Origin of the sequence: Novosphingobium sp. ZN18A2, assembly GCF_036784765.1 — a bacterium.
GTDB lineage: Bacteria > Pseudomonadota > Alphaproteobacteria > Sphingomonadales > Sphingomonadaceae > Novosphingobium.
Window position 1 is genome coordinate 2949441 of the sequence record NZ_CP136651.1, and the last position, 24173, is coordinate 2973613.

At 64.0% G+C, this 24173-nt stretch carries 21 protein-coding genes; 7 read left to right on the forward strand and 14 right to left on the reverse strand.

The genetic code is table 11. The features are described from left to right. Position 1: 1 nt before the first annotated feature. Positions 2-814: a glutathione S-transferase family protein gene (locus tag RXV95_RS14090; protein ID WP_338466663.1), complete on the reverse strand. Its 813-nt coding sequence runs from the start codon at positions 812-814 to the stop codon at positions 2-4. 292 nt (positions 815-1106) lie between these two features. On the opposite strand from RXV95_RS14090, the gene RXV95_RS14095 reads away from it, so the two are divergent. After that, the gene (locus RXV95_RS14095; RefSeq protein ID WP_338466664.1) at positions 1107-1949 is read left to right on the forward strand and encodes a class I SAM-dependent methyltransferase; all 843 of its coding nucleotides are present in this window, start codon (positions 1107-1109) and stop codon (positions 1947-1949) included. Between the two features lie 12 nt (positions 1950-1961). Here the strand turns inward: RXV95_RS14095 and RXV95_RS14100 are convergent, their stop codons facing one another. The 4 genes from RXV95_RS14100 to RXV95_RS14115 all read right to left on the reverse strand — a co-directional run bounded on the left by RXV95_RS14100 (position 1962) and on the right by RXV95_RS14115 (position 6654). Then, positions 1962-2315, reverse strand: a complete 354-nt coding sequence (locus RXV95_RS14100; RefSeq protein WP_338466665.1) for a twin-arginine translocation signal domain-containing protein — start codon at positions 2313-2315, stop codon at positions 1962-1964. Then, positions 2312-2812: a cytochrome c gene (locus RXV95_RS14105; RefSeq protein ID WP_338466666.1), complete on the reverse strand. Its 501-nt coding sequence runs from the start codon at positions 2810-2812 to the stop codon at positions 2312-2314. Before RXV95_RS14105 ends, RXV95_RS14100 begins: the two co-directional genes overlap by 4 nt. Further along, positions 2809-4383, reverse strand: coding sequence for an FAD-binding oxidoreductase (locus RXV95_RS14110; RefSeq protein WP_338466667.1), 1575 nt, complete (start codon positions 4381-4383; stop codon positions 2809-2811). The genes RXV95_RS14105 and RXV95_RS14110 overlap by 4 nt, the downstream gene beginning before the upstream one ends. Before the next feature lie 63 nt (positions 4384-4446). Further along, a complete protein-coding gene (locus RXV95_RS14115; RefSeq protein ID WP_338466668.1) occupies positions 4447-6654 on the reverse strand; it encodes a PQQ-dependent dehydrogenase, methanol/ethanol family in 2208 nt (735 codons plus the stop codon). Positions 6655-6749: 95 nt separating this feature from the next. On the opposite strand from RXV95_RS14115, the gene RXV95_RS14120 reads away from it, so the two are divergent. Genes RXV95_RS14120 through RXV95_RS14130 form a run of 3 tightly spaced genes read left to right on the forward strand, consistent with a single transcriptional unit; the run spans position 6750 to position 8351 of the window. After that, a complete protein-coding gene (locus RXV95_RS14120) occupies positions 6750-7139 on the forward strand; it encodes a nuclear transport factor 2 family protein (protein ID WP_338466669.1) in 390 nt (129 codons plus the stop codon). Positions 7140-7151: 12 nt separating this feature from the next. Further along, positions 7152-7595: a nuclear transport factor 2 family protein gene (locus RXV95_RS14125; protein ID WP_338466670.1), complete on the forward strand. Its 444-nt coding sequence runs from the start codon at positions 7152-7154 to the stop codon at positions 7593-7595. A 15-nt stretch (positions 7596-7610) separates the two neighbouring features. Next, positions 7611-8351, forward strand: coding sequence for an SDR family oxidoreductase (locus RXV95_RS14130; RefSeq protein WP_338466671.1), 741 nt, complete (start codon positions 7611-7613; stop codon positions 8349-8351). 5 nt (positions 8352-8356) lie between these two features. Here the strand turns inward: RXV95_RS14130 and RXV95_RS14135 are convergent, their stop codons facing one another. The 3 genes from RXV95_RS14135 to RXV95_RS14145 form a co-directional block, all read right to left on the reverse strand. After that, positions 8357-9196: an SDR family oxidoreductase gene (locus tag RXV95_RS14135; protein WP_338466672.1), complete on the reverse strand. Its 840-nt coding sequence runs from the start codon at positions 9194-9196 to the stop codon at positions 8357-8359. Positions 9197-9227: 31 nt separating this feature from the next. Further along, positions 9228-10697, reverse strand: a complete 1470-nt coding sequence (locus RXV95_RS14140) for an aldehyde dehydrogenase (RefSeq protein ID WP_338466673.1) — start codon at positions 10695-10697, stop codon at positions 9228-9230. Between the two features lie 177 nt (positions 10698-10874). Continuing rightward, positions 10875-13292, reverse strand: coding sequence for a TonB-dependent receptor (locus RXV95_RS14145; RefSeq protein ID WP_338466674.1), 2418 nt, complete (start codon positions 13290-13292; stop codon positions 10875-10877). Between the two features lie 201 nt (positions 13293-13493). On the opposite strand from RXV95_RS14145, the gene RXV95_RS14150 reads away from it, so the two are divergent. After that, positions 13494-14006: a MarR family winged helix-turn-helix transcriptional regulator gene (locus RXV95_RS14150; protein ID WP_338466675.1), complete on the forward strand. Its 513-nt coding sequence runs from the start codon at positions 13494-13496 to the stop codon at positions 14004-14006. A gap of 44 nt (positions 14007-14050) precedes the next feature. Here RXV95_RS14150 and RXV95_RS14155 read toward each other — a convergent pair whose 3' ends face one another. Next, positions 14051-14770, reverse strand: a complete 720-nt coding sequence (locus RXV95_RS14155; RefSeq protein ID WP_338466676.1) for a nuclear transport factor 2 family protein — start codon at positions 14768-14770, stop codon at positions 14051-14053. Between the two features lie 74 nt (positions 14771-14844). On the opposite strand from RXV95_RS14155, the gene RXV95_RS14160 reads away from it, so the two are divergent. Further along, positions 14845-15762 (forward strand): SDR family NAD(P)-dependent oxidoreductase, encoded by a 918-nt coding sequence (locus tag RXV95_RS14160; protein WP_338466677.1) that lies wholly within the window; start codon positions 14845-14847, stop codon positions 15760-15762. 57 nt (positions 15763-15819) lie between these two features. Beyond that, a complete protein-coding gene (locus RXV95_RS14165) occupies positions 15820-16731 on the forward strand; it encodes a dienelactone hydrolase family protein (RefSeq protein WP_338466678.1) in 912 nt (303 codons plus the stop codon). A gap of 28 nt (positions 16732-16759) precedes the next feature. On the opposite strand, the gene RXV95_RS14170 is transcribed toward RXV95_RS14165, so the two are convergent. The 5 genes from RXV95_RS14170 to RXV95_RS14190 all read right to left on the reverse strand — a co-directional run bounded on the left by RXV95_RS14170 (position 16760) and on the right by RXV95_RS14190 (position 24094). Further along, entirely contained in the window at positions 16760-17695 is a 936-nt protein-coding gene (locus RXV95_RS14170; RefSeq protein ID WP_338466679.1) for an SDR family oxidoreductase, read from the reverse strand. Positions 17696-17699: 4 nt separating this feature from the next. Beyond that, a complete protein-coding gene (locus tag RXV95_RS14175) occupies positions 17700-19181 on the reverse strand; it encodes a carotenoid oxygenase family protein (RefSeq protein ID WP_338466680.1) in 1482 nt (493 codons plus the stop codon). 393 nt (positions 19182-19574) lie between these two features. Continuing rightward, positions 19575-22202: a TonB-dependent receptor gene (locus RXV95_RS14180; protein ID WP_338466681.1), complete on the reverse strand. Its 2628-nt coding sequence runs from the start codon at positions 22200-22202 to the stop codon at positions 19575-19577. A 131-nt stretch (positions 22203-22333) separates the two neighbouring features. Beyond that, the gene (locus tag RXV95_RS14185; protein WP_338466682.1) at positions 22334-23122 is read right to left on the reverse strand and encodes a CmcJ/NvfI family oxidoreductase; all 789 of its coding nucleotides are present in this window, start codon (positions 23120-23122) and stop codon (positions 22334-22336) included. 24 nt (positions 23123-23146) lie between these two features. After that, positions 23147-24094, reverse strand: a complete 948-nt coding sequence (locus tag RXV95_RS14190; protein ID WP_338466683.1) for a Gfo/Idh/MocA family oxidoreductase — start codon at positions 24092-24094, stop codon at positions 23147-23149. Between the last annotated feature and the right edge of the window lie 79 nt (positions 24095-24173).

Below are 24173 nucleotides of genomic sequence, written 5' to 3' on the forward strand. Positions count from 1 at the left end.
CTTAGCGTACTCCGCTCGAAATGCCCTCTGCTTCGTCGCGGGGCGGGATATAGTCCTGTTCCAGAATCTCGACACGGCTCGCCATCGGCGTGCGGCCCAGTTTCCAGCATTCGCGCGTCGCCGGGCGGCGATAGATCGCGCGCAGCCAGCGCATGATGTTGGGCGTCAGTTCATCGTTGGCGAGGTGCGGCTGCGACAGCGGCATCGCATAGGCGAGGTTGAAGCCGTTGACGTCGGCCAGCGAATACTGGTCGCTCGCCAGCCATTCGCGCTTGCCCAGCTCTTCCTCCAGCATCTTGATGCCCAGTTCTATGCGGCGGCCGCTTTCGGCCATCTCGTCCTCACTGAACAGGCCGAACACCGCCTTGCGCCATGCGGTGCGGCGTTCGGGCAGGGGAATCTGTTCGATCTGCGCTTCGATCTTCTCGCGTCCGTGCGCCTTCAGTGCGTTGGGGCCGACGAAGAACTTCCAGCCGAACATGGAAAAGCTGGGCGCAAGCCACTGGTCCATGAACTTCATCCACCAGCGGATGCGCCAGCGGTCGCGCGCGTCGGCCGGCATCAGGTCGGGGCCGCCGAATTCCTCGTTCACGTATTCCATGATCGCGGTCGATTCGACCAGAACACGGTCGCCATGGGTCATCGCGGGGATCGTGCCCTGCGGATTGATCGCCAGGTATTCCGGCTTGTGCTGGTCGAAGTTCAGCATGTCGATGTAATGGCTGTCGAACTTCACGCCCTTTTCCATGAGCGCGAGCATGGGTTTGCCCGAATTCGCATTCGGCTCCCAGTGATAGAGGGTAATATTGCTCATCTTCCGCCCTGCTCTCCCTTCTCCCGCGGGTTGACGCGGGGAGCGTGCCTTCCGGTGTCCGGCTTCGGGGAGACGCCTCGTTGGCTACGCGGGAAGCACGGAACCTCCATTTCGCGAATCTCTCCCGTCCGGCACACCGGATTTGTATGCAAGACTTACTAATTGGCTTGTCGCCCGGGTCAAGTGGGTTGCCACGATTTTGTAAGCGCAACATACCGTGCAGCGAAACACGAAACCGGCGCACCCGTGCCGCGTTGTGCAACGGGGCGCCGCGGCAGAGGAGGCCAGAGCTATGAGCGATCCGCAGTTCGAGGATTGGGCGGGCGATACGGGCGATCGCTGGCTGGAACACATTCACAGCTTCGAATCGATGATTGCCGACATCGGCCGCGCGCTGATCGGCTTTGCCGAACTTGCGCCGAACGAGAACGTGGTGGACGTGGGCTGCGGCGGCGGGCCGACCACGCTGCTTATCGCGCGCCCGATCGAACCCGAAGGCCATGTCACCGGGATCGACATCGCCTGCCGGCTGATCGAGAAGGCGCGGCTGCGCGCCAGCGAGGAAGGGCTGACCAACGTAACCTTCACCGCAGGGGACGCGCAGATGGCAACACCCGGGCGTGCGCCGTTCGACCGCATATTCTCGCGCTTCGGCGTCATGTTCTTCGACGACACCGAAAAGGCCTTCGCCAATATGCGCGGGTGGCTGAAGCCGGGCGGAAAGCTGACCTTTGCCTGCTGGGCATCGCCGCAGGACAATCCGTGGTTCGGCATCATCGGTTCCGTCATTTCAAAGTATATCGAAATGCCCGAGCGCGATCCCGATGCGCCGGGGCCGTTCCGCCTGGCAGACAAGGACGCGACGGCCGCGATGTTGCAGCGCGCGGGCTTTGGCGATGTAAGGTTCACGCCCCACGCCGCCGACCAGCCGCTGGGCGGAAAGGGCGCAAGCCCCGATCAGGCGGCCGAATTCGTCCTTTCGGCGCTCGACATCGGGCCGATGCTGGCAGAGGCCGGCCCCGACCTTGTCAGCAAGGTGCGAGCGGACCTTGCCGCAACCTTCGCGCAGCACGTGAAGGACGGATCGGTCATGCTTCCGGGCAAGAGCTGGTTCGTCAGCGCCGTGGCAGCCTGATCGCCGGACGGTTCAGCGCGGGCGCATGGTCCAGCGGAAATGCGCCTGCGCGCGGTCGCGCCGCACTTCGCCCACGGTGCGGAAACCGCGATCCTGCAACATCCCACGCAGGCCGACCCAGTCGCTCCACCGCGTAAGCCCTTCGATTGTCGCGCCGCGCGGCACCCGCGCCAGTTCGCGCCGCACGGACAGGATGCCGCGGGCAAGGTCTATACCGCGTCCACCGGCGAATGCGGCGGAACCGGCGATGCGGCTGTCATAGACCACGACCCGCGCCTCTCCCCGCGCCGCGGTCAGCGGCAGGGCGGCGGCGGCCCCGGCAATCGCCCCCGCCTTCAGCACCGAACGGCGCGAAACCGCCGTCATTGCGCAGCCCCTGTGGTATCGCCAGCCGGTATATCGCTGGCGTCGGCATCCGGTTTGGCCTTGCCGAGGTAGTCCGCGATCTTGTCCAGTTCCGCGTCGGTCACGTCGACCGGCGTCTGCGGCGGCATCGCCCCCTTCCCTTCGCGCACCACCGTTTTCACGTAATCGGCGGACAGATCCGTGCGGTTGGAAAGAAGGCCCATTTCCGGCGGCCTGCCCAGCGCGACCTGTTGCTTGGTCAGCAGGTTGGTGCCCATCCCCCACGGCAGGTGGCAATAGCCGCAGCGCTGCTCGAAAACCGTCTTGCCGTCCGCCGTCGGCGCAAGCCGGTTGGCAGCGGGGTCGATCGGCGGACGCATCTGGTAGGTGGGGACCGGGCCGGCCGGTTCATGCTGCGTGCTGGCCGCTTGCTGGTCCGCCTTGCGGTCCTTCGTCGGCGTAAGGCTGCACGCCGCCAGCATCGCGGCGGACGCGGCAAGGACCGCAGCCGCCTTCACGAGCGCACCCCGGCTTCGGCGCGATAGGCTTTTGGCCAGACACCCTGCTTGCCCGGCGCAAGGATGCCGTGCGGGTCCAGTGCGTCCTTCACCTTTTCGTTGAAGCGGCGCAGCGCATGGTCGTTGAAACCGAACGTGTCCATCACCGGGTCCATCCAGCCAAGGTGCGTGCGGTATTCGGCATAGCCCGCTTTCGCCGTCTCGCTGATCAGCGCATCGAACAGCTTGCGGATATTGGCGACCTGTTCGGGCTTGTCGCGATCGTACATCAGCATGTTCACGTTGTTGGCGAAGCGCCCGCCCAGCGTGAAGCTGGCATAGAAATCGACATCGTGATCGGCGATGATCTTGCGGCTGCGTTTCAGCTGGCCGACCACGTGTTCGCTGGTGGCGGGGACCACCGGCGAAAAGCCCATGTGCCCGCCGCGCCCGCCGACCCAGTCGCTCATCTGCAAGGGCATCACCGTGGGAACGCCCATCGTCAGGTCATAATTGTCGATCGGATCGCCTTCGTGCCACCAGCTTTCCTGCGGCGGGGTGGAAAGGTGCTGGCGCATCGCGCCCTTCACGACCTCTGCCTTCGCCCGGACCACGCTTTCCTCGCCATAGAAGCGCAAGGTGACGTGCCAGTACCCCAGGTTGTATTGCTTGAGCAGTTCCTGCACCCGGCTTTCGGGGATCGCGCCGGGCTTGTCCCAGAAATCCTGCCGGTTGCCCAGCGGCACCAGCGCGCCCATCCAGCTGGGGATGAACACGTTCTGGTCTATCACGCCCGCGATCTTCAGCGGCGCGATGGTGTCGATCACCCAGGCAATGTCTTCCTCTCGCGGGATCTGCCACGACAGTTCCAGCGACGATCGGGGCGCGGGCATCAGCCACATGCCCGCCTTGGTCACCACCCCCAGGTTTGACTGGCTGAAGGCCAGATCCCACGTCGGGCCGTATCCGAACGGAAACAGGTGCCAGGCGGGATTGTCCTTCATCGCGCCAAGGCCGGTGCGCACAAGGTCGCCCTGCGGCAGAACCGCCTCTATCCCGCACAGGTGCCGCCCGTTGAGGCCATAGGGCGTATAGCCGATCCCGTGTTCCAGCGCATTGCCGATGACGGAACCCCAGCCGTTGCCCGGCACGGAAAGCCACAGCGGAATGTTCTCTCGCCGGATATGTTCGTAAAGATCGAAAAAGCCGACGCCCGGTTCCAGCACCGCATAGGCAAGCTTCGGGTCCACCTCAAGGATGCGGTTCATCCGCCCCAGGTCCATCACCACGCTGCCGGGCAGGCGCGGGGCGGCGGTGCCGTATCCCAGGTTCTTCCCGCGCGAAACCGGCCATAGCGGGGTGCGGTATTCGTTGGCGAGCCGGACGATCGCCTGCACTTCTTCCACCGTTTGCGGCGCGACGGCGGCCGATGGCGGCCATTCATCCTTCGGCCCCGGTGCATAGACATCGGAATAGGCATCGCGGTCCGCGTCGGTGGCCATGACCCAGTCCTTGCCCACCACGCCTTCGAAGGCCTTCAGTGCCGCCGAGAAACGCGCCGGGCTTACCCGCGGCGGCAGGACCAGTTTCACGCTTTCATCCTCCCATGCATGGCGCGACCTTGGAACCGCGCGCCGCGCCGGTCAACCGCCCCCTCAATAGTTGGAAAGGATCGCCAGCGCGGGCGCGTCCAGCGGTTCGCCCGCCTTCTGCTTGGCCAGTTCCTCTGCCCGTGTCTTGCCCTGGAGGTCTATCAGGTAGGCGTGGATCGCGTGGACCTGTTCCGGTTTCAGCAGGTCGTCCCAGCGCGGCATCCCCATCGGAACCAGCGCACCCTTCAGCACGATGTCGTCAAACGCTTCGTGCGTGCCGGGCTGCATCCGGCGCAAGTCCGGCGTGATGGAGCGCGGCTGGTTCGAATGGCAGATCGCACAATGCCCCATGAACGCCTGCTGCCCCTGCGCGATGGTCGCCGGGGTTACGCCCGGCGCCTGCTGCGGCGGCCTGGGCGCAACCTGCAAGGGCGGCAACAGCGGCGGGATCGGCGTTTTCCCGCCATCCAGCTTGAACACCAGAAGACGCCCCTGGTTGCCGCGCTTGTAGGCGGCGGCATAGCGCGGCACGAACGGAAAGCCGCCCCCGCCCCAGGCCGCCATCACCGCCACGTATTGCGTGCCTTTCACCTTGTAGGTCATCGGCGCCGCCAGGATCGAGGTGCCGGTGTCGATCGACTTCAAAAGCTTGCCGGTCCGTGAATCGCGCACTTGCAGCTTTCCGCCGATGGTGCCGTGGAACAGCAGGCCCGATGCGGTGGTCAGCACACCGCCGCGGTCCTGCCAGCCGCCGGTGTCGACCGCCCACACTGTCTTGCCGGTCAGCGGGTCGATCGCGCGGATCTGCGCCTTGGCCGGATTTTCCATCGCCCACTTGTAGGCGGGCAGATCTTTCACCGCCTTGACCAGCGGCGGCGGCATCGTCGCCAGCGCGGGGCCGAGCACGGTGGTGAAGATCAGCGCCGCATCGGTGTTCAGTCCCTTGGGCTTGTATGGCTTTTCGCCCGGCGGCACGAACATCAGGTTCCCCATGTCGAGGATCGATCCGTAATAGAGCCCGGTACCCGGATCGTATGACGCCGGATGCCAGTTGCGCGCACCCGGCGTGCCCGGAAAGATGATCTGCGGCCCCTTCGAATAGTCCGACGTTTCGGGCGTCAGGATCGGCTTGCCGGTCTTCAGGTCCACCCCGCTCGCCCAGTTCATCCGCACCAGCGGACTGGCGCGCAGCACTTTGCCGTCGCGCCGGTCGAGCACGTAGAGAAAGCCGTTCTTCGGCGCGTGGAGCACGACCGGCGTATCCTTGCCGTCCACCTTCATGTGCGTAAGGATCATCGGCGCGCAGGCATCGTAATCCCACTGGTCCGCGGGCGATTCCTGGTAATGCCACTTCAGCCGCCCGGTCTTCGCGTCGATCGCCACGATGGACGAGACGAACAGGTTGCTGCCCCCGTCGGGAGAGCGGATTTCAAGGCTGTAAGGCTCGCCGTTGCCGGTGCCGACCAGCACCAGCCCGGTTTCGGGATCGTAGTTGATCGCATCCCACGGACCGCCGCCCAGCCCCTTGTCGAAGGCGCTGCGCGGGTCCCACGTCTTCAGCGCGCTTTCCAGTTCGGGATTGTCCTGCGGCCCCAGCTTCGGATCGCGCGGCACGACGTGGAACCGCCACGCGAGCTTTCCGGTATCGAGGTCATAGGCAGAAACATAACCGCGCGCGTCATAGTCCGCGCCGCCATTGCCGATCACCACCACGCTTCCGGCGATTTCGGGCGCGCCGGTGGAATTGGTGCCGCGCGAATGGTCCTCTATCGTGTCGGCCTGCCACACGACCTTGCCGGTCTTCCTGTCCAGCGCATAAAGTTTGCCGTCGAGCGCGGCGACATAGACCTTGCCATTGGCCAGCGCCACGCCGCGATTTGCCATGTCGCAACAGACGGTGCGGTTCACCTGCATGTCCACTTCGGGTTCGAAGTACCACAGCCGCTTTCCGGTCGCCGCGTCGAAGGCATAGGCACGGCCCGCCACGCCCGAGGTATAAAGCACGCCGTCCTTTTCGATCGGCGTCGCTTCCAGCACGCGGTTGGTGCCAAGGTCCGCCCCCCAGGCATAGCCGAGGCGCGAGACGTTGCCGGGACCGATTTCGGTCAGCGTCGAATGATGGGTCTTGCCCGCATCGCCGCCCGGATTGGTCCAGTCGTCGCCCGCCGCCGCCTGTTGCGGGGGCGCGGCGTGCGTGCCGCCCTTGGCGCAACCTGCAAGCAACGCGCACGAAAGCGCGGCAGCAAACAGTGAACGGAACGCAGGGGTCACTCTTCTCTCCCGTCAAGCGGCGCGATTCAGTCTTTGACGCCTCGGCCGATCTGTCGCATATCTTAACAAACGTTACAATATAGGGAGAGCGTCCGATGAGCCGTACCGCCGCGGAACAGGCGAACCTCGACCTTGTGCTTTCCATGTATCGCGACGTGCTGGTCGCGATGGATAGCAGCAAGGTCGATCAGTACATATCGCCGCAATACGTCCAGCATTCCTCGCTGGCGGCGCCGGGCGTCGATGCGCTGAAGGGCTTTCTGGACCATGTCCGCGCCGAATCGCCCGATGCGAAACAGACGATCCACCGCGCGATGGTGGATGGAGACCAGGTCGCGGTCCACGTCCATGTGGAACGCTTCCCCGGCGATCCGGGGCTGGCGGTGATCGACTGGTTCCGTGTGGAAGGCGACACCATCGTGGAACACTGGGACGTGATCCAGGCCGTGCCGGAAAACCCCGTCAACCCGCTCGGCATGTTCTGAGGGAGCCCCGCCATGCGCCTTTTGGTCCTTTCGCTCCTCGCCGCTCTCGTTCTGCCGCAAGCCGCGCGGGCCGCCGAATGCACGCTGACGCCGAAGCAGGTCGTCACCCGGTTCATGACGCAGTTCTATATCGACAAGGACGTGCGCGGCGCGTTCGAGACGTGGGTCGATCCCGGCTATATCCAGCACAACCCGATGGCGAAGACGGGACGCGACGCTGCCATTGCCTTTCTTGAACCGTTCTTCGCCAGGAACCCGCAGATCCATTACGACATCAAGCGCGTGATCGCTGACGGCAACCTTGTCGCCGTCCACTCCCACGGCGTGTTCAGGAAAGACGATCCGGGCATCGCCGTGGTCGATATTCTGCGCGTCGAAGGGTGCAAGGTGATGGAGCACTGGGACGTGGTCCAACCGGTTCCTGCCAAATCCGCCAACGACAACACGATGTTCTGATACGGGAGATTGCCGATGCGCTTTGCGAACAAGTCGGTCATGATCCTTGGCGGTAACGCCGGGATCGGCCTTGCCGCGGCGCGCCTGTTTACCGAAGAAGGCGCGCGCGTCGCGCTGACCGGGCGCAACGAACAGACGCTGGCAGACGCCGCGGACGAAACCGGCGCGCTGGCGGTGCAGGCCGACATGGGCGATCTTGCCGCGCAGGCCCACGCGCTTGACCGGATCGGCGCAGAACTTGGCCCGATCGATGCGCTGTTCGTCAATGCCGGCGTGGGCGGATTCGCGCCGGTTCCGGACGTGGACGAAGCGTTCTGGGACGGTATCCATGACGTGAACCTGAAAGGCGCGTTCTTCGCCATCCGCCACGCGCTGCCGCTGATGCGCGATGGCGGTGCCATCGTCGTCACCGGGTCGATCGGATCGGTCGCCGCGGTGCCGGGCAATGTCGCCTATGCCGCCGCCAAGGCGGGGCTGCGCGCGGTGGTGCGGATCGTCGCCAAGGAACTGCTGCCGCGCCGAATCCGCTGCAACATGGTCAGCCCCGGCCCGACCGACACGGAGATTTTCAAGCGCGGCGCAAGCGAGGAAGATATCGCGGGAATGCGCGAGATGATGGCGGGCGTCGTGCCCATCGGCCGCATGGGCACGAGCGAGGAAGTGGCTCGCGCCGCCGTATTCCTTGCCAGCGAGGACGCCAGCTTCATCAACGGTGTGGACCTGTTCGTGGACGGTGGGTCCATCGAGCTGGGTTGATCCGCCTACAGTATGAAGTGATCGCCCGACGCACGCACCGTCATCTCGCCGATGGAGACGCCCCAGGGCTGGTCGATCACATGGATGATCGCATCGGCGATGTGTTCGGGCGCAAGGCTTTCGTAAGCGATGTTTTCCGGGTCCATGCGCTCGGCCGCGATTGACCCGCTTTCGATCTGGCCGACCATTTCCATGAATGCGCCCGCGTTCTGCCCGATGATCCCGATGGTCGCATCGGGGTTGATGATCGTGCCCGAAAGCCCCGTGGCGGGAACGCCGGTGGGCTTGATCGTCGTTACCTTGATCTTGCCGCGCGCTTCCACGCGCAGCGATTCCGACAGCACGTTCACCGCCGCCTTGGTCGCGCCATAGACGGCAGCGCCGGTGACCGGGAAGTTGCCATAGATCGAGGAGAGGTTGACGATCTGCCCCCGCCCTTGCGCCATCATCGCGTCGTGCGCGGCCACCATGCCGTTGAGCACGCCCTTGAAGTTGATGTCGATGCACCGCTCCCACGCGTCATAGGCCTTTTCATGGTCGGCGATGAACGACAGCGGCATCGTGCCCGCGTTGTTCACCATCACGTCGATCCGGCCGAACGCTTCCGTCGCGGCCTTCACCAGCGCCTTCATGTCGTGCAGCTTCGTTACGTCCGTGCGCAGCGCTTTCGCGCTGCCGCCGCCGGAAACGATGTCCGCCACCACGTCGTGCACCGCTGCCTCGTTTATGTCGCCGCATACAACGTGTGCGCCGCGCGCGGCGGCCTTGCCCGCGACCAGCCGGCCGAATCCGCCGCCCGCGCCGGTGATGACGATGACTTTGCCCGCGATGTGATCTTCGCCCATGTCCCTCTCCTTGTCCGGGTGCCCGATGTTGTCAGATGCCGGATGGCATTCCGTCGATCAGGATCGTCTTCAATTCAAGGTATGGCTGCAAGCCTTCCGGTCCGCCCTCGCGCCCGATTCCGGATTGCTTGAAGCCGCCGAACGGCAGGCCGAAATCCATGCGCAATCCATTCTGCCCCACCCCGCCGGAGCGGATTGACCTTGCGATGCGATAAGCGGCGTCGGCATCGCCGGTCAGCACCGATCCGTTGAGGCCATAGTTCGATTGGTTGGCCAGCCGGATCGCGTCGTCCTCATCCTCGCAGGGGATCAGGCTGAGCACCGGGCCGAAGATTTCCTCCTGCGCGATGCGGCTGGAATTATCGACGTTGGCGAACAGCGTCGGCTCTATGAAATAGCCCTGGTTCAGGTGCTTGGGCCGCCCGCCGCCGGTCACGAGGTCGGCGGTCTTCCGGCCTTCCTCGATATACATCTCCACGCGCTCAAGCTGGCGTTTCATCGCCACCGGGCCAAGCTGGGCGGCGGGGTCGTCGCTGTGGCCGATCACCACCTGCTTCATTTCCGCGGCGATGGCCTCGGCCAGTTCGTCGTGCCGCTTCCTGGGCACGATCACCCGGCTCAGCATCGCGCAGACCTGCCCGCTCATCATCGTGATCGTGCCGGTCAGCATCTTCGCCGCCGCGTCTATCGGAAAATCGTCGCGCACGATGGCCGCCGACTTGCCGCCCAGTTCCAGCGTGCAGCGCGCCAGCCGCGCGCCGCAAACGCTGGCGATGCGCTTGCCCGCAACGGTCGATCCGGTGAAGCTGACCTTGTCCACGCCTTCGTTGCAGACCATGTGGTCGCTCGCCTCACGGTGCCCGGTAACAAGGTTCACCACGCCCGCCGGCAAGCCCGCCGCTTCAGCCGCCTCGGCGATGATATAGGCTTCCAGTGGCGTTTCCGGGCTGGGCTTCATGATCACCGTGCAGCCGCACAGCAGCGCATAGGCAACCTTGTTGGCCATGATGCCGAACGGCCCGTTCCACGGCGCGATGGCCGCGACGACGCCGACCGGCTCATAGGCGATCAGCGCTGCTTCGGCCGCCATTGACGGGCGCTTCTGAACGAATTCGAAGTTCTCCGCGAAACCCGCGATCTGGCCCAGCACCGCGACCGAACCGCCGTGCATCGGCCCGGCGAAGCTGGCGAGCCCGCCCATCTGCGCGGTCCAGGCTTTCGCCAGTTCGGGCACGCGGGTTTCAAGGTGCGCAACCATGCGGCGGAACGCGGCGATGCGTTCGGCAGGCGGCGTGGTCGGCCACGGCCCGTTGTCAAACGCCGCGCGCGCCGCGGCAACGGCCGCGTCCATGTCCGCCTCGTCCGCTTCGGCGACACGGCCCACGACCTGCTCTGTATTGGGAGAGACCAGATCGATCATCCGGCCAGAGTGCGCGGGAATCCACTCGCCTCCGATATAGAGCCGGTCCGGATGGGCGATCGTCACGCCTTCGGGAATCATTGCTGCCTCTCCTTGTTGCCGCGCGCTGTGTACCGCTGCGGGCGCGCTTCCGTCTCGCGGCACGCTCATCTTAACGAATGTTACGATTGCCGCAAGCATGGCGCAAACGAAAAAGGGCGGCCCGGATGGACCGCCCTTTCCCTCATGTTATGCGGTTGCCCGCACTATCCGTGACGATCAGAATTCCTTGCGGACGCTGATCGCGAATTCACGCGGCTTGCCGACGTTGGAATAGGTCGTTCCCGCGAAGGCATAGAGCGCGGCGAACCGGATCGGCAGCAGGTAATAGTGGTCGAAAAGGTTCTGAACCTCGAACGAAACCGACAGGTCCTCGTCCTCGTTCTTCCAGGTGATGCGCGCGTTTCCGATCGCATAGGCCGGGTTGAAATCGAGCGAGGAGAACGGCGTCAGGCGGCCAAGGCTCTGCTTGCCGGTATAGGCAAGGTCGAAGCGCGGGGTGATCGATCCGGCATTACCGCCAAGGTAGGCCTTGTACTGGATGCCGAAGCTGCCGCGCCAGCTGGGCGACACGATCGGGTCGGACATCTGGATCGATTGTCCGACTGTCTGGCCGATCTTCTTCCATTCGCCATCGATGTAGCTGAGCGAGGCATCGATATCGAGGCCGTCGACCGGGGTCGCGCTGAACTCCGCCTCGAAGCCGTACATCTTGCCGTCACCCGCGTTGCCGATGGCAGCGCAAGGAAAGGGGTCTGTTCCCACGGGAAGCCCGTCGAGCACCGAACAGTCGGCCAGCGGCAGCTGGATGTTCTTGTAATCGTTATAGAACGCCGCAAGGTTCAGGCGCATGCGGTGATCGAACAGATCGTTCTTCAGGCCCACTTCATACGCAGTGAGCGTTTCGGGGTTGAACGTGCCGTTGATCGCCTGGTTCTTCGTGAACGGACGCGCCGTGACGCCGCCGCCCTTGAAGCCCGTGCTGATCGTCGCATAGGCAAGCACCTGCGGATTGAAGCGATAGTCGACAGACACGCGGTAATCCCAGCGGCTGCCATTGTAGACCGCCTGCGACCCGTCGAGCAGGCCCACGCCGAACAGATCGTTCAGCACCCCGCCGCTGAAAGTCTTGCGCACGAAGGTATAGTCCTTGTGCTCCTTCGTGTAACGGATGCCGCCGGTGATATTCATCGCCGGGGTCGGGTGCAGGATGACCGTGCCGAACACCGCCTTGCTGTTCGCCTTGATCGGGTCGTTGCCCTGGAACTGCAAGTAGGCAGTCGGCGAGATGTACCGGATATCCTGTCGCGTGAAGTAGACAGATTTCTGGTCGGAATAATAACCGCCCAGCGTCAGGTCCGCGAGATCGCCGAGCTTTGCGTTAAGGCGCAGTTCCTGACTGAAGAAGTGGAAATTCAGGTCGTTGTAGCCGGCGCCGCCGATGAACGGATCGGGCGTATAGTCATCGTCCGTTCCGAAGATTTCCTCGTACTCGCGATAGGCAGTGATCGACTTCAACGTCACGTTGTCGGCAAGCGTGATGTCCATGTTGCTGGAAACGCCCCACCCCGTGAACTTGGTGGTATTGGGCATATAGTATGCCGCCGGGGCCTGCCCGCCAGCCGGAAGATACCAGTTGGCATAGGTACAGAACCTGCCGCAGGTGAAATCGATGCCATCAGAGGTCGCGGTATTGTCGGCCGTGATTACACCCGCCGCATTGAGCCGCTTTTCGTAGGTGTAGTCACCAGTGACGATCCAGTCGAAATTGTCGCTGGGATTATAGCGCACCGACGCACGCACGCCTGCATAGTTTTTCTCGCCCAGCTTGCCGACCACGCAATTCGCCGGAGTAGAAGGCAGCGGATTGAGCGTCGTCGAAACGGACTGCGGATCGCCGTTAAAATCTATGTAGTTGTGCGTGATCGTAGTGCCCGGATGCGCGCAGCCATAGTCGATCTGGTTCACATAGCCGTCCTGGTGCTTGTAAACACCGGCGACGCGCGCGAACAGGCTGTCGGTCAGCTTCACGTTCATGCTGGCGCGAAGGTCCATGCGCTGGCGCGAACCATACGCGGCTTCGATGCTGCCGCTGTTTTCCGCGTTCGGCTTTTTCGAGAACAGCTTGATCGCGCCACCGATCGAGTTACGGCCGGTCAGCGTGCCCTGCGGCCCGCGCAGCACCTCGACCCGGTCGAGGTCGAGAAGGTCGAGCACGTTGCCGGTCAGCGTGGCGTAATAGACATCGTCGACATAGATGCCGACGCCCGGCTCATAGGCGGGGTTGAAGTCGTACTGGCCGATGCCGCGGATATAGGCAGCCATCGACGAACCGAAGGCGCCGCCCATCTGCGTAAGCTGCACGTTCGGCGCCTGCGCGGCGACCTGCGAAAGGTCGGTCTCGTTGCGCGCGGCGAGCATGTTTGCGTTGACCGCGGTGATCGCCAGCGGCGTATCCTGCAGGTTCTGCTGCCGGAACTGTGCGGTAACGACGATTTCCTGCGTGGAATCGTCCTTCTTGTCTTTCGTTTGAGCGTCTTGCGCATGAGCCGGCATCGCCATGCCGAGCGCAAGAGCGGAAAGGCCCGCGCCAAGCGCAAGCCGCCTGGACGCAATTCTGGTGTTGCGTGAAGTCATGTCCCTCTCCTGCTGGGGTTCTCTCCAGGGAACCCTGTCGTACCGATTGTTAGTAAGACATACGAATTTGCGGATTGCAAGACCCTGCTTTGCTGCGCAGCATTCCGCTCGAAAGTGGTGCAAAAAAGGCACATATGTTAGATTTTTCTAATCGATTGTTATGGTTGCGCACGGCTTGTTTGGGGGGCAATAGCTGACCGCATGGGGCAAGATATCCACAAAGAAAGCGGCCATCGTCCGTGGACCGACGAATCGGCCCAGGGCTTGCTGGTCGACCTTCTGAAACTGGCCAGCCTGATCAATGCGCCCATGCGCGAAGGCGTGGCCGATCCTTCCGGACTGACCCGCACAGAGTTGCAGATCCTGCTGGGCCTTGCCGGCGAAGGTGCGCTCGCAGGGCACGACCTGTCCGAAGTGATGGGCCTTGCCCCCATGAACGTGAGCCGCGCGCTGGCCGCGCTCTCGTCGCAAGGGCTGGTCGAACCTGATGGCGATCACACCGGCCGCCGGCGCAAGCCGATGCGGTTGACCGAAGCAGGCCGCCGCAAGATCGACCAGGTGCTGCCCGACATGAACGACATCGCCGAAATGCTGCTCGGCGCCCTGTCCTCCAGAGAGCGATCCGCTTTCCAGGCATCCGCGCGCAAGGTCATTGCACGGATGACGGACTGGATGGGGGAGCATCATCCCGAAATTCCGCGCGGCCAGCGATAGACCCCTCCCGTCCCTGCCTTCGCAGAGACGGGATCGTCGGAGCATCAGGGCCAGGTTTTCTGCATCGCGGTGAAGTGTTCCTTCACGAAAGCCGCGCCCAGCACCGGATGCGCGAAGCTCATCGCCACTTCCTGCCGGTTGGGCCATGTCGGGCGCCATTCGTCGTCCGGCAGGATCACGTCGGGACCGATCGGATTTTCCGGGAAGCATTCCACAGCGGGCTGCAAGTGCGCCGGGGTATGCGCCCAGCCCGCCTCGTAATCGGCCTGCCACTGCATCATGTAGTTCAGGCGCTTGATCTTCCACACGCCGTCTTCGCGCACATAGTCGTTTTCGTACAGACCGGCTTCCCAGAACTGCTGCGGCATCCCTTCGGGCAGCGCATCCTTGATCTCGTCATGCCAGCCGCCCGCCAGAATGCCGCGAAAGCGACCCTTCGCGGTCTTGCGGTCGGGCGCGACGGTGATGATGTCCTGCAACTGGAAATGATCGAGCAACAGGCCCTTTACCGGGCCGCGACGGCCGCCGGTGAACAGGTTCTGGAACCACGTGCCGTAAAGCCGCATCACGCCCGCGTGGCCGCGATACTCGCCTGAAAGGAACACCACCGCGCCGTCTTCGGCAAACAGCCCCGCCACTTCCTCTGGCCGGTTGTAATCGATGTAATAGCCATAGGCCATTTGCAGGCGGCGGATGGCGGCCTTGTCCTCGATTTCGGCCACGCTCTTTTCAAGCGCGGCCAGCCGGGTTTCGACGTCGCTCATTTCAACTCTCCCAATGCGTTCGTTTGTATGCAACACTAACAATTGAGAGAATTAATGCGAGAGGAAAATTGCACATGGGCAACTGGAATGGCCGCGTGGCCTTCGTCACCGGGGGCGTTTCCGGGCTGGGTCTGGGGATCGCCAAGGCATTCAGCGATGCGGGGATGCGGCTGGCGCTCAGCTATCGCAACGAGGACTATCGCGCGAAGGCAGCCGAATGGTTCGCGGCGAACGGTCGTGAGGAGCCGCTTTGGGTGAAACTGGACGTTACCGACCGCGCGCGGTTCGCCGAAGTCGCAGACGAGGTGGCGGCGCATTTCGGCGCTGTCCACGTGCTTTGCAACAACGCCGGCGTTTCCGTTTTCGGGGATACCGCCGAAGCAAGTTACGGCGACTATGACTGGATCATGGGGGTCAATTTCGGCGGCGTGGTCAACGGTCTTGTCAGCTTCCTGCCCAAGCTGAAAAAGGCAGGCGGCAAGCGCCACGTGACCAACGTCGCATCGATGGCCGCCTATCTCTCCGGCCCGCAGGCGGGAATCTACACGGCGAGCAAGTTCGCTGTGCGCGGGCTGACCGAATCGCTGCGCTACAACCTTGTGCCGCTTGGCATCGGCTGTTCACTGGTGTGCCCTGCCCTCGTCGCGACGAACGCGTGGGATTCGGCCTTCCGCCGCCCCGGAGAATTTGCCGATTCGGGCTTTGGAGAGGTGGACAAGGACCAGCTCACCACCTTCGGCAAGGTGTTCGAACAGGGCATGGACCCGCACGAAGCGGGCCGTCGCATCCTTGCCGGGATGTCGGAAGGGAAAGGCACGATCTTCACGCACCCCGAATTCGCGGAAGACTTCAAGGCAATCTATGAAGACAGCCTGGCGGCGCTTCCGGACGAGGCAGCCCCGCCCGAACGGCTGGAAATCGAACGCCTGCGCCGTGAAGCGAACAAGGCCGCGCTGGAAGGCAAGGCGATCTCCATCGACGACTTGAGCTAGCTTTTCGCGCTGCTATCCTGCCGCATGGGCGGGCAATTGCAGCGAAGGGCCGATGCCATGTGCGACGAATTCACCGAAGCCGACAACGAGGCGCTGCTGGCGCGGCGCGCGCTGAACCGGCGCGACTTCACGATTGCCGGGGCAAGCGTTGCGGCGCTGGCCGTCATGCCCGGCTGCATGGCAAAGGACCAGCCGCAGGCAAGCGGATCGGGCAAGGCCGCGCCCGCGCTGGAAACGATCTCGCAAACGGTCATGGTCGACACGCCCGACGGGCAGGCCGACGCATTCTGGGTTCACCCGAAAGAGGGCAAGCACCCCGCGGTGCTGATGTGGCCCGATATCGCGGGCCTGCGCGACGCGTTCCATACCATGGCCACGCGGCTGGCGGGGGCCGGCTATGCGGTGCTGGCGGTCAACCAGTATTACCGTTCCGCCCCGGCTCCGGTGCTGAAGGACTTTGCAGAGTGGCGGTCCGACGCGGGGCAGGCGAAGCTGCGCCCGATGATCGCCGAGATCACGCCCGATCGCACCACCAGCGACGGCGGTGCGTTCGTGGCGTGGCTCGACAAGCAGGAAGCGGTCGATACGGCGAAGAAAGTGGGCACGGTCGGCTATTGCATGGGCGGGCCGTTCACGGTGCGCACCGCCGTCGCCGCGCCGGACCGCGTGGGCGCTGCCTGCTCCATGCACGGCGCGAACCTTGTCAGCGACGATCCGCAAAGCCCGGTCAAGCTGCTCGGCAAGACGAAGGCCGCATACCTGTTCGCGATCGGCCAGAACGACGACGAGCGCCAGCCCGAGGCGAAAACCGCTCTGAAACAGGCCGCCGAAGCCGCCGGGCTTCACGCCGAAGTCGAGGTTTACCCCGCAAACCACGGCTGGTGCGTGATCGACACGCCGGTTTACGATCACGACGCGGCGGAAAAGGCGTGGGGCCGGATGCTGGCGACGTTCGGAACCTATACCTGAACTGCGCGCACGCGCAGGCGGGAAACGTTCAGGTTGGCGGAGCTTCGGCTGCTGCCTTCAACATCGCGGCATTCGCCTCGATCATCTGGCGGGTAGAGCGCGCCGGGCGCCCGGTCAGCCGCTCGACATCGTTCGTGCACACCGCAAGGAAGCCTTTGCGGATCGCCTGTCCGAACGTCACCATGTCGTCGCTGTTCCACGGGATGCCATTCACCGAGCTATCGTCCACCGGGCGGCGCGGAATGCCCATCGCATCGAACATCGCGTATTGCGCTTCGTCATCCGCGCTCACGTATTCCAGCGGCACGCCGGTCACTTCGGCCATGATCGCGGTGACAGCCGCGAACGTCTGAAGTTCCGGCCCGGTAATGTTGTACGTCTTGCCTTCGTGGCCTTCGCCGGTCAGCACCGCCGCCGCGCTGTCGATGCAGTCGTCGCGCCAGACCATCGCTTCAAGACCATCGCCCGCGTTGGAAATCCATTTGCGCGTGGCCATCACGCCAGGCCCGGCCATCACGATCATCGCATCGGCATAGTGCGCGTCGCGCAGCATGGTCCACGCCATGCCCGATGCCCTGATCAGTCGCTCCGTCTCTATGTGATCGTGCCGCACTTCGGCGGGGTTGGCCGGATCGTCGATCCCGATGAAGCTGGTATAGGCGATGTGCTTCACCCCGCCCGCCGCCGCCGCGTCGATCGCCGCCTTGTGCTGCACCACGCGCGCGCCAACGCGGGTGCCGCTGATCAGCAACATCCTGTCCGCTCCGTTTACAGCGGCCACCAGCGTTTCGGGCCTGTCGAAATCGCCATAGCGCACGTCGCACCCTTGCGCGGCGCGGTCCGCCAGCTTTTCCGGCTTGCGCGTGATCAGGATCAGGTCGCGCGCCCGGCCCGCGGCGACCAGCCGGTCGGTCAGCCCGCTGCCGTACTGGCCAGAGGCTCCGGTGATGACGATACGGCTCATGGTCTCAGCCGAGCGCGTCGAGTTGCGTCTGCGGCACCCACCAGCCGTGGACTTGCGGGCGCAGCCGCGTGGGGATCGTCACTTTGGCGACCGCGCCGGCGCCGATGTTCCCGGCATCGACCACCCAGGCTTCGTGCACGAACTGGTTGTCGCCGGTCTGCTGGTCCACGATCATCACCAGCCAGCCGTCCTTCGACGGGTCGCTGGCGGGAACGTGCACCGGCTCGTTGAAACCGGCCAGCGGCGGGAGCGGCAGCGCGCCGGTTACGTGCGGCGCGGGCGTGTCCATCCCGTCAAAACGCAGCAGCAGGTTGAAATCGACCCCCACCGGCCCGGCAAGAAGCGGCGGCCCCTGAAGATCGGGGTTCATCGTCAGCATCCAGCCGGTCTTGTACGGCTTGCCCTGCTTCTTCGCCGGGATCACCGGGAAGTCTCCGGGCGGGCCGATCAACGTTTCCGTCACCTCGCCACCATCGGCCTTGGGGTCCACGGTCCAGCGGGTGAGCGCGCCCTTTATGTCCTGCTGCCCCATGACGATGCCCGAAGGTTCGCGGATGAAGGCGAACGCGTTGGTGTCGTTGAGGCACGCATCGAAATGGAGCATCCCGCTCTCATCCTCCCACGCGTTCATCATGTGATACGAATGGCAGCCCTTCGGCCCCTTGAACCACTTGATCTCGCTGACGTCGCCATAGCGCGGCATCACGCCCAGCCAGCTGTCCAGCTCCGGTTCGTGGTGCCAGTGCTCTCCGCCCGCCTTGATCCGGTCGAGGTCCGCCGTGGTGGGATAGATGGGAAACAGCGCATAGTTTTCGCTGATCGTGAAGTCGTGCATCATCGCGCAATAGGGCGCATCGAACCACTGTTCGCTTTTCAGCGTGCCGTCCGGATTGACCACGCAATAGGCGACCTTGGTGGACGCGCAGCCGTCGGCTTCGTAGCCATAGAAGAACAGTTCGCCCGTCTCCGCGTCGATGCGCACGTGCGCGGTCATCGTTTCGGATTTCAGCGCGCCGCCGAAGTCATAGCTGCCGATGGTTTCCAGCGTGATCGGATCGACGCGATAGGGCCGGCCGTCTTCCTTGGCCATCAGCAAGCGGCCCGCGTGCCAGACGGGGGTGGTGTTGGCCACCGTGCGGTCTATGCCCTGCACGTCCGGATCGTCGGTAAACGGGTTGCGATACTTGCCGAAGCGCGCATGGCCCGCTTCGACTTCCGCCTTGTGGCGCGCGGTCTGGACGAACCTTATCGCGAAATCGGCGGTTCCGTCGTCGTTGAACGACAGGCGGCTGATCATGCCGTCCCCCGAAAGGGTATGGTCGTTTTCGAACTTGGGCGGGAACGCGGGATCGGGAACCGCACGATAGAAGCTTCCGCGCACTTCCGCCGGCAAGTCTCCTTCGACCTTCAGACCCTTCAGATCGACTTCCTGGCCCACCGGCTCGTTCAGGCCGGTAAAGTACTGCGTCTGCGGAAACGCACCCATCGCATCCTCCAATCCTAACTATTGTTATGATTGGTCTAGCGCGTTCGGCGCGCCGCGAAAAGGCCTCATTCAAAAAAACAGGCCCGCCGACTTATACCAACCTGCACTGATCCCAACCCATGAGGACGGTTTCTGGCGGCTCCCGGCAAGGAGCGCCCGAAGGGATGATGTGGTTCATCATACCAAGGGCGCGACGCTGTCCGGGGGCCGCCAGAAATCGCCCGAAGGGTTGCCCTTCCCCGCCCGCTGGACTTCGTCGCAGCCTTGCGACGATGAACCACATCGCCGCTGCGGCCACTCCTCGCCAGCGAACGGGGAAGGGCAATCCCCATGGGTTGGGATCAGTGCAGGTTGGTATTACGCCGACGGGCCCGCAGTTCAGGATGAACGTGTTCAGAATTCCTTGCGAAGCGTCACCGCCCAGGTCCGCGGCATGCCCGGCGCGCCCGAGATGGCACCGGCTGCGTTGAACTGGCTGTACTTCGAAAGGAAGTAGTACCTGTTGAAGACGTTCTGCACTTCCAGGCTGACCGACAGCGGCTTGTCTGCATCCTGCATCCACGTCAGGCGCGCATTGCCGAGGAAATAGCCGTCGATGCGGTTGGAAGCGACCAGCGTGGCGAGCGGACCGCCGCCGCCGTCAAGGCCAATCAGGCCCACAGGCGTCAGCGTATCGGCCGCAACGGTGCTGGAGACGACCTGCGAATCGACGTTCAGCGCGTCGGAATAGATGTGCGACTGATAGCTGCCGTCGAAGCGCGGGGTCAGCGTGCCGCCCAGAACGTTCCGGATGTCGTACTGGACGCCGAAGCTCCACTTCCATTCGGGCGTATAGGGCGTGATCATGTCCGGCGTCACGCCGGTCGATGCCGTATCCACGCTGGTGTACTTGAAGTCGAGGTAGCTGAGCGATCCGTCGATCGCGAGACCTTCGACCGGGCGCAGCGAGGTCTCGACCTCGAAGCCCTTCACGTGCGCGCTGCCGGTGTTGGTCGGCCGCAGGCAGGGCGTGGCCTGTCCGATCGAGGCAAGGTCCGCGCAATAGCTCGCCTGCAGGATGATGTTCTTGTAATCGTTGTAAAACGCCGAAACGTTGAAACGCAGCATCCGGTCGAACAGGTCCGACTTGAAGCCCACTTCATAGGCAGTGATCGTCTCGGGCGTGAACACCTGTTCCTGGCTGGGATAGAACGGACGCGGGTTGACGCCGCCACCGCGATAGCCGGTCGAAACCTGGGCATAGGCCATGAAATCGCGGCTGAAGCGATAGTCCAGCGCCACGCGCCAATCGGTGCGCGATGTCTTGAAGTGCGCCGATGTTCCGTTGAGGCCATAGAGCAGGCAGTTGGGCTGGTTGCCCAGCCCCGTCGGCCCGTCCAGCAGCGGTCCGGGCACAACGCCGGCAAGCTGCAGGAAGAACGTGCAAGGGCCCTGGATGTCGGTGCCGTCCGGGTTGTGACGCTGGTATTCGTAGTCCTTCTTGTCCCACGACTGGCGCACGCCCGCGTTGACGGTCGCGCCCGGCAGGAATTCCCACGAGACGTTGGCGAACAGCGCCTTGCTCGTCGCCGGCGTCGGGTCGGGACCGTGCAGGAAGTCGATCCCCGCATAGTTGAGGTCGATACGGCCCGAGAACACGCCCTTGGTGTGGAAGTAGAACCCGCCGACCGTGTAGTTGATGGTGTTGTTCGCCGCCTTGCCGCTGAGCCGGATCTCCTGGCTCCACTGGGTGTTCTTCTGTCCCTGGTCGAGCAACTGGTTGAGCACCGGCGCGCCGTCGGACACGAAGTTCCAGTCCGACGTATAGTGGCGCCACGCCGAAATCGATTTCAGCTTCAGGCTGTCGGTCAGGTCGGCGTCGATCGTCAGCGCCGCGCCATAGTTGTCGAGGTTGGAGTGCGGTGCCGACGCGAACGGCTTGTAGGCCATCTGCGAATCGCGCGGTGCGTTGTCGGCATAGTTCGAATACGAGATATAGCGCCGGTCGTAACCGGTGATCGTGTCGCACGAATTCACGCCGTTCGGCACGAACTGGCAGTTGAGCCGCACCGGATTGCCGTCTGTGCCCATCAGCCACGGGCGCGGGCCACCTGTTGCGCTGGGGCCGTCGAACACGGCAGAGGCGTTGTCGTAAAGCGCGACGGCCGCGCCGGGCTCATCCCGCTCGCGCGTGTAGTCGGCCGAAAGGTTCACTTCGATATCCGGTGTCGGCAGCCAGCGCAGGGCCACCTTGCCCGCCGCGAACGACTGGCCGCCCTGCCAGCCGAGCGTCGGGTCCGCGCCGGCGGTGTTGGTCGGCACGTTCGAACCGGGGTGCGTCGCCGCATAATCGAGCAGGCGGACATAGCCGTCGTGGTTCTTGGTGGCACCCGAAACGCGCATGAAAAGGTTGCTGGCCAGCGCGACGTCGAAATAGCCCTTGGCGTCGATGCGGTTCATCGATCCGCCCGTCACCTGGATTGCGCCGCTGTTGTCGCCCTTCGGCTTGGTCGAATAGACCTTGATCGATCCGCCCAGCGAGTTGCGGCCGGAAAGCGTTCCCTGCGGACCGCGCAGCACCTCGACCCGCTCGACATCGGCAAGGTCCAGAAGCGAACCGGTCAGCGTCGGCAGGTAAACATCGTCCAGATACATGCCCACGCCGGGTTCGAGCGCGAAGTTGGGGTCCGTCTGCCCGACCCCGCGAATATAGGCGATGATGCCCGGCCCAAGCTCCTGGCCTTGCGGCTTCAGCGTCACGTTGGGCGCCTGCTGGGCGATCTGCGCAACGTTCGTCTGCCCGCGCTGTTGAAGCTCGGCGGCGTTGACCGCGGTGATCGCCAGCGGCGTATCCTGCAGGTTCTGCTGGCGGAACTGCGCGGTGACCACGATGACCGGCATCGCGGAATCGGACTTCGCGGCATCTGCCTGCGCGTTGGACTGGTCCGCCGCCGGGGCGCCCTGCGCCATCGCGGGATTTGAAGCGAGCGCCAGCGCTGCCACGGCAACGCCGGACAGTATGCGTACACGATTGCGTGTCATGAATTTCCCTCCCTCGAACCGGCAGCCACAAACGTGGCGGCCATTTAGGTCCGGGTTGGCTGCTATCACGCCTGTGATTTATTCGGCAACGCGAAATATTCGCATTGACGAATTTTCATGCAAAGTGTTGCCTATCGGTCCCAGAAAGCGATTGCGCGCATTTCGATGCTGGCGCGCGGCGGTGCATCGTCAGGCACGCCCGCCAGGTCGAATGCGACGTGCGGCACGTGGTGCGCACGGCCGGCATCGCTGTCGTTGGTCTTGAACAGCACCGCCTCGTCGACCGTCATGTCGGGGAAGAATGACCAGCGATGTGCCGGATTGTACGCGACGACCAGCCCTTCGAACGACCATTCGGGCTTGTCCGGTTCATCGAAGATCGCATCGGCCAGGATCAGGTCTTGCGCGGCCAGCGTGCGCGCATCGCAGAAGGCCAGCGGCACGTCCTGCGGCGGAGCGGAGATCGCGCGCCAGACGTTATAATGGCAACAGCGCGCAAAGGGCTTCCCGCCCGCGGCGCGCTCTGCAAACGCAGCGGCGGTGCTGTCCGATATGTCGATATGCGCAAAGCGCGCGGGCATCGAATTGTTAAGGCTGCCCGCCCTGCCGGAGCGTTCGGAAAAGCGCAGCACGCCGGGGCTGGAGACGACGACGCGATCCGCCCCCGTCTCTTTGCGCACCAGTTCCTCGATCTCGGCCGGGTGGACGCGCGCCATTTCCTCGCGATCGGCGAAATCGGTGACCGCGCTTCGGTGCCGCACGATCTGGAAGCCTTCGCGGTCGATAGAGGCGCCGGTCGCGCGCGCATCGTGCATCGCCATCGGGACGGGCACGATGTCCACCTCGTCCCGCTCGTGCGCGTTGGCGTAATAGCGCGGGCGGGCGAAGCGCCGTCCCGAATAGGCGATCAGCGCCTCCATTCCCGTCTCTCCCCGCGCGTTCGCTTACTTGGCGGCTTCCAGCTGCTTTTCGAGATCGCCCAGTACGCGATAGCAATCGAGCACTTGCGCCACCGAGCTGTTCGGTTCGCGGCCTTCGCGGATCGCGGCGATGAACTCACGGTCCTGCAGTTCGATGCCATTGTTTGAAACCGCGACGCCGGAAAGGTCGATCGGCTCTTCGCGTCCGTTCACCAGATCGTCATAGCGCGCGATATAGGTGCCGGTATCGCCGATATAGCGGAAAAAGGTGCCCAGCGGCCCGTCGTTGTTGAACGACAGCGAAAGCGTGCAGATCGCGCCGGTCTCGCTCTTCAACTGGATCGACATGTCCATCGCGATGCCCAGTTCGGGATGGATCGGTCCCTCTATTGCGTTGGCCTGCACGATCTTGCCCGCCTGATAGGCGAACAGGTCCACCGTGTGCGCCGCGTGGTGCCACAACAGGTGGTCGGTCCAACTGCGCGGCTCACCCTTGGCGTTCATGTTCTTGCGGCGGAAGAAATAGGTCTGCACGTCCATCTGCTGGATGTTGAATTCGTTCGCCTTGATCCGATTGTGCACCCACTGGTGCGACGGGTTGAAGCGCCGCGTATGGCCGACCATGCAGACAAAGCCGGTTTCCTTCTGCTTGGCGACAACCGCCTCCGCATCGGCCCAGCTGTCCGCCAGCGGGATTTCGACCTGCACGTGCTTGCCCGCGTCCATGCAGGCGATGGCCTGTTCCGCGTGCATCTGGGTGGGCGTGCACAGGATCACCGCATCGACATCGGAAAGCGCGAGCGCCTCAGAAAGTTCGGTTCCCGAATGCTTCGCGCCGTATTTGGCGGCCACTTCCGCCGCCTGATCCGCGCGGCGCGAGATGACAGAGGCGATCTCGACGCCGTCGACGTTCTTCAGTCCATCCAGGTGCTTTTCGCCGAAAGCGCCGGCGCCTACCAGGGCAATACGCATGTTGAACTCCTTCTCCCCCTCCTGTTCGCGGAAGGGACCAGGGGTGAGCAATGGCAGGGGTGTGCCCGAACGGCCCACC

Excerpts from the sequence above, each read along its gene's own strand:
- RXV95_RS14090 (WP_338466663.1), bottom strand. The coding sequence starts at position 814 with ATGAGCAATATTACCCTCTATCACTGGGAGCCGAATGCGAATTCGGGC.
- RXV95_RS14095 (WP_338466664.1), top strand. The coding sequence starts at position 1,107 with ATGAGCGATCCGCAGTTCGAGGATTGGGCGGGCGATACGGGCGATCGC.
- RXV95_RS14100 (WP_338466665.1), bottom strand. The coding sequence starts at position 2,315 with ATGACGGCGGTTTCGCGCCGTTCGGTGCTGAAGGCGGGGGCGATTGCC.
- RXV95_RS14120 (WP_338466669.1), top strand. The coding sequence starts at position 6,750 with ATGAGCCGTACCGCCGCGGAACAGGCGAACCTCGACCTTGTGCTTTCC.
- RXV95_RS14125 (WP_338466670.1), top strand. The coding sequence starts at position 7,152 with ATGCGCCTTTTGGTCCTTTCGCTCCTCGCCGCTCTCGTTCTGCCGCAA.
- RXV95_RS14130 (WP_338466671.1), top strand. The coding sequence starts at position 7,611 with ATGCGCTTTGCGAACAAGTCGGTCATGATCCTTGGCGGTAACGCCGGG.
- RXV95_RS14135 (WP_338466672.1), bottom strand. The coding sequence starts at position 9,196 with ATGGGCGAAGATCACATCGCGGGCAAAGTCATCGTCATCACCGGCGCG.
- RXV95_RS14140 (WP_338466673.1), bottom strand. The coding sequence starts at position 10,697 with ATGATTCCCGAAGGCGTGACGATCGCCCATCCGGACCGGCTCTATATC.
- RXV95_RS14145 (WP_338466674.1), bottom strand. The coding sequence starts at position 13,292 with ATGACTTCACGCAACACCAGAATTGCGTCCAGGCGGCTTGCGCTTGGC.
- RXV95_RS14150 (WP_338466675.1), top strand. The coding sequence starts at position 13,494 with ATGGGGCAAGATATCCACAAAGAAAGCGGCCATCGTCCGTGGACCGAC.
- RXV95_RS14155 (WP_338466676.1), bottom strand. The coding sequence starts at position 14,770 with ATGAGCGACGTCGAAACCCGGCTGGCCGCGCTTGAAAAGAGCGTGGCC.
- RXV95_RS14160 (WP_338466677.1), top strand. The coding sequence starts at position 14,845 with ATGGGCAACTGGAATGGCCGCGTGGCCTTCGTCACCGGGGGCGTTTCC.
- RXV95_RS14165 (WP_338466678.1), top strand. The coding sequence starts at position 15,820 with ATGTGCGACGAATTCACCGAAGCCGACAACGAGGCGCTGCTGGCGCGG.
- RXV95_RS14170 (WP_338466679.1), bottom strand. The coding sequence starts at position 17,695 with ATGAGCCGTATCGTCATCACCGGAGCCTCTGGCCAGTACGGCAGCGGG.
- RXV95_RS14175 (WP_338466680.1), bottom strand. The coding sequence starts at position 19,181 with ATGGGTGCGTTTCCGCAGACGCAGTACTTTACCGGCCTGAACGAGCCG.
- RXV95_RS14180 (WP_338466681.1), bottom strand. The coding sequence starts at position 22,202 with ATGACACGCAATCGTGTACGCATACTGTCCGGCGTTGCCGTGGCAGCG.
- RXV95_RS14185 (WP_338466682.1), bottom strand. The coding sequence starts at position 23,122 with ATGGAGGCGCTGATCGCCTATTCGGGACGGCGCTTCGCCCGCCCGCGC.
- RXV95_RS14190 (WP_338466683.1), bottom strand. The coding sequence starts at position 24,094 with ATGCGTATTGCCCTGGTAGGCGCCGGCGCTTTCGGCGAAAAGCACCTG.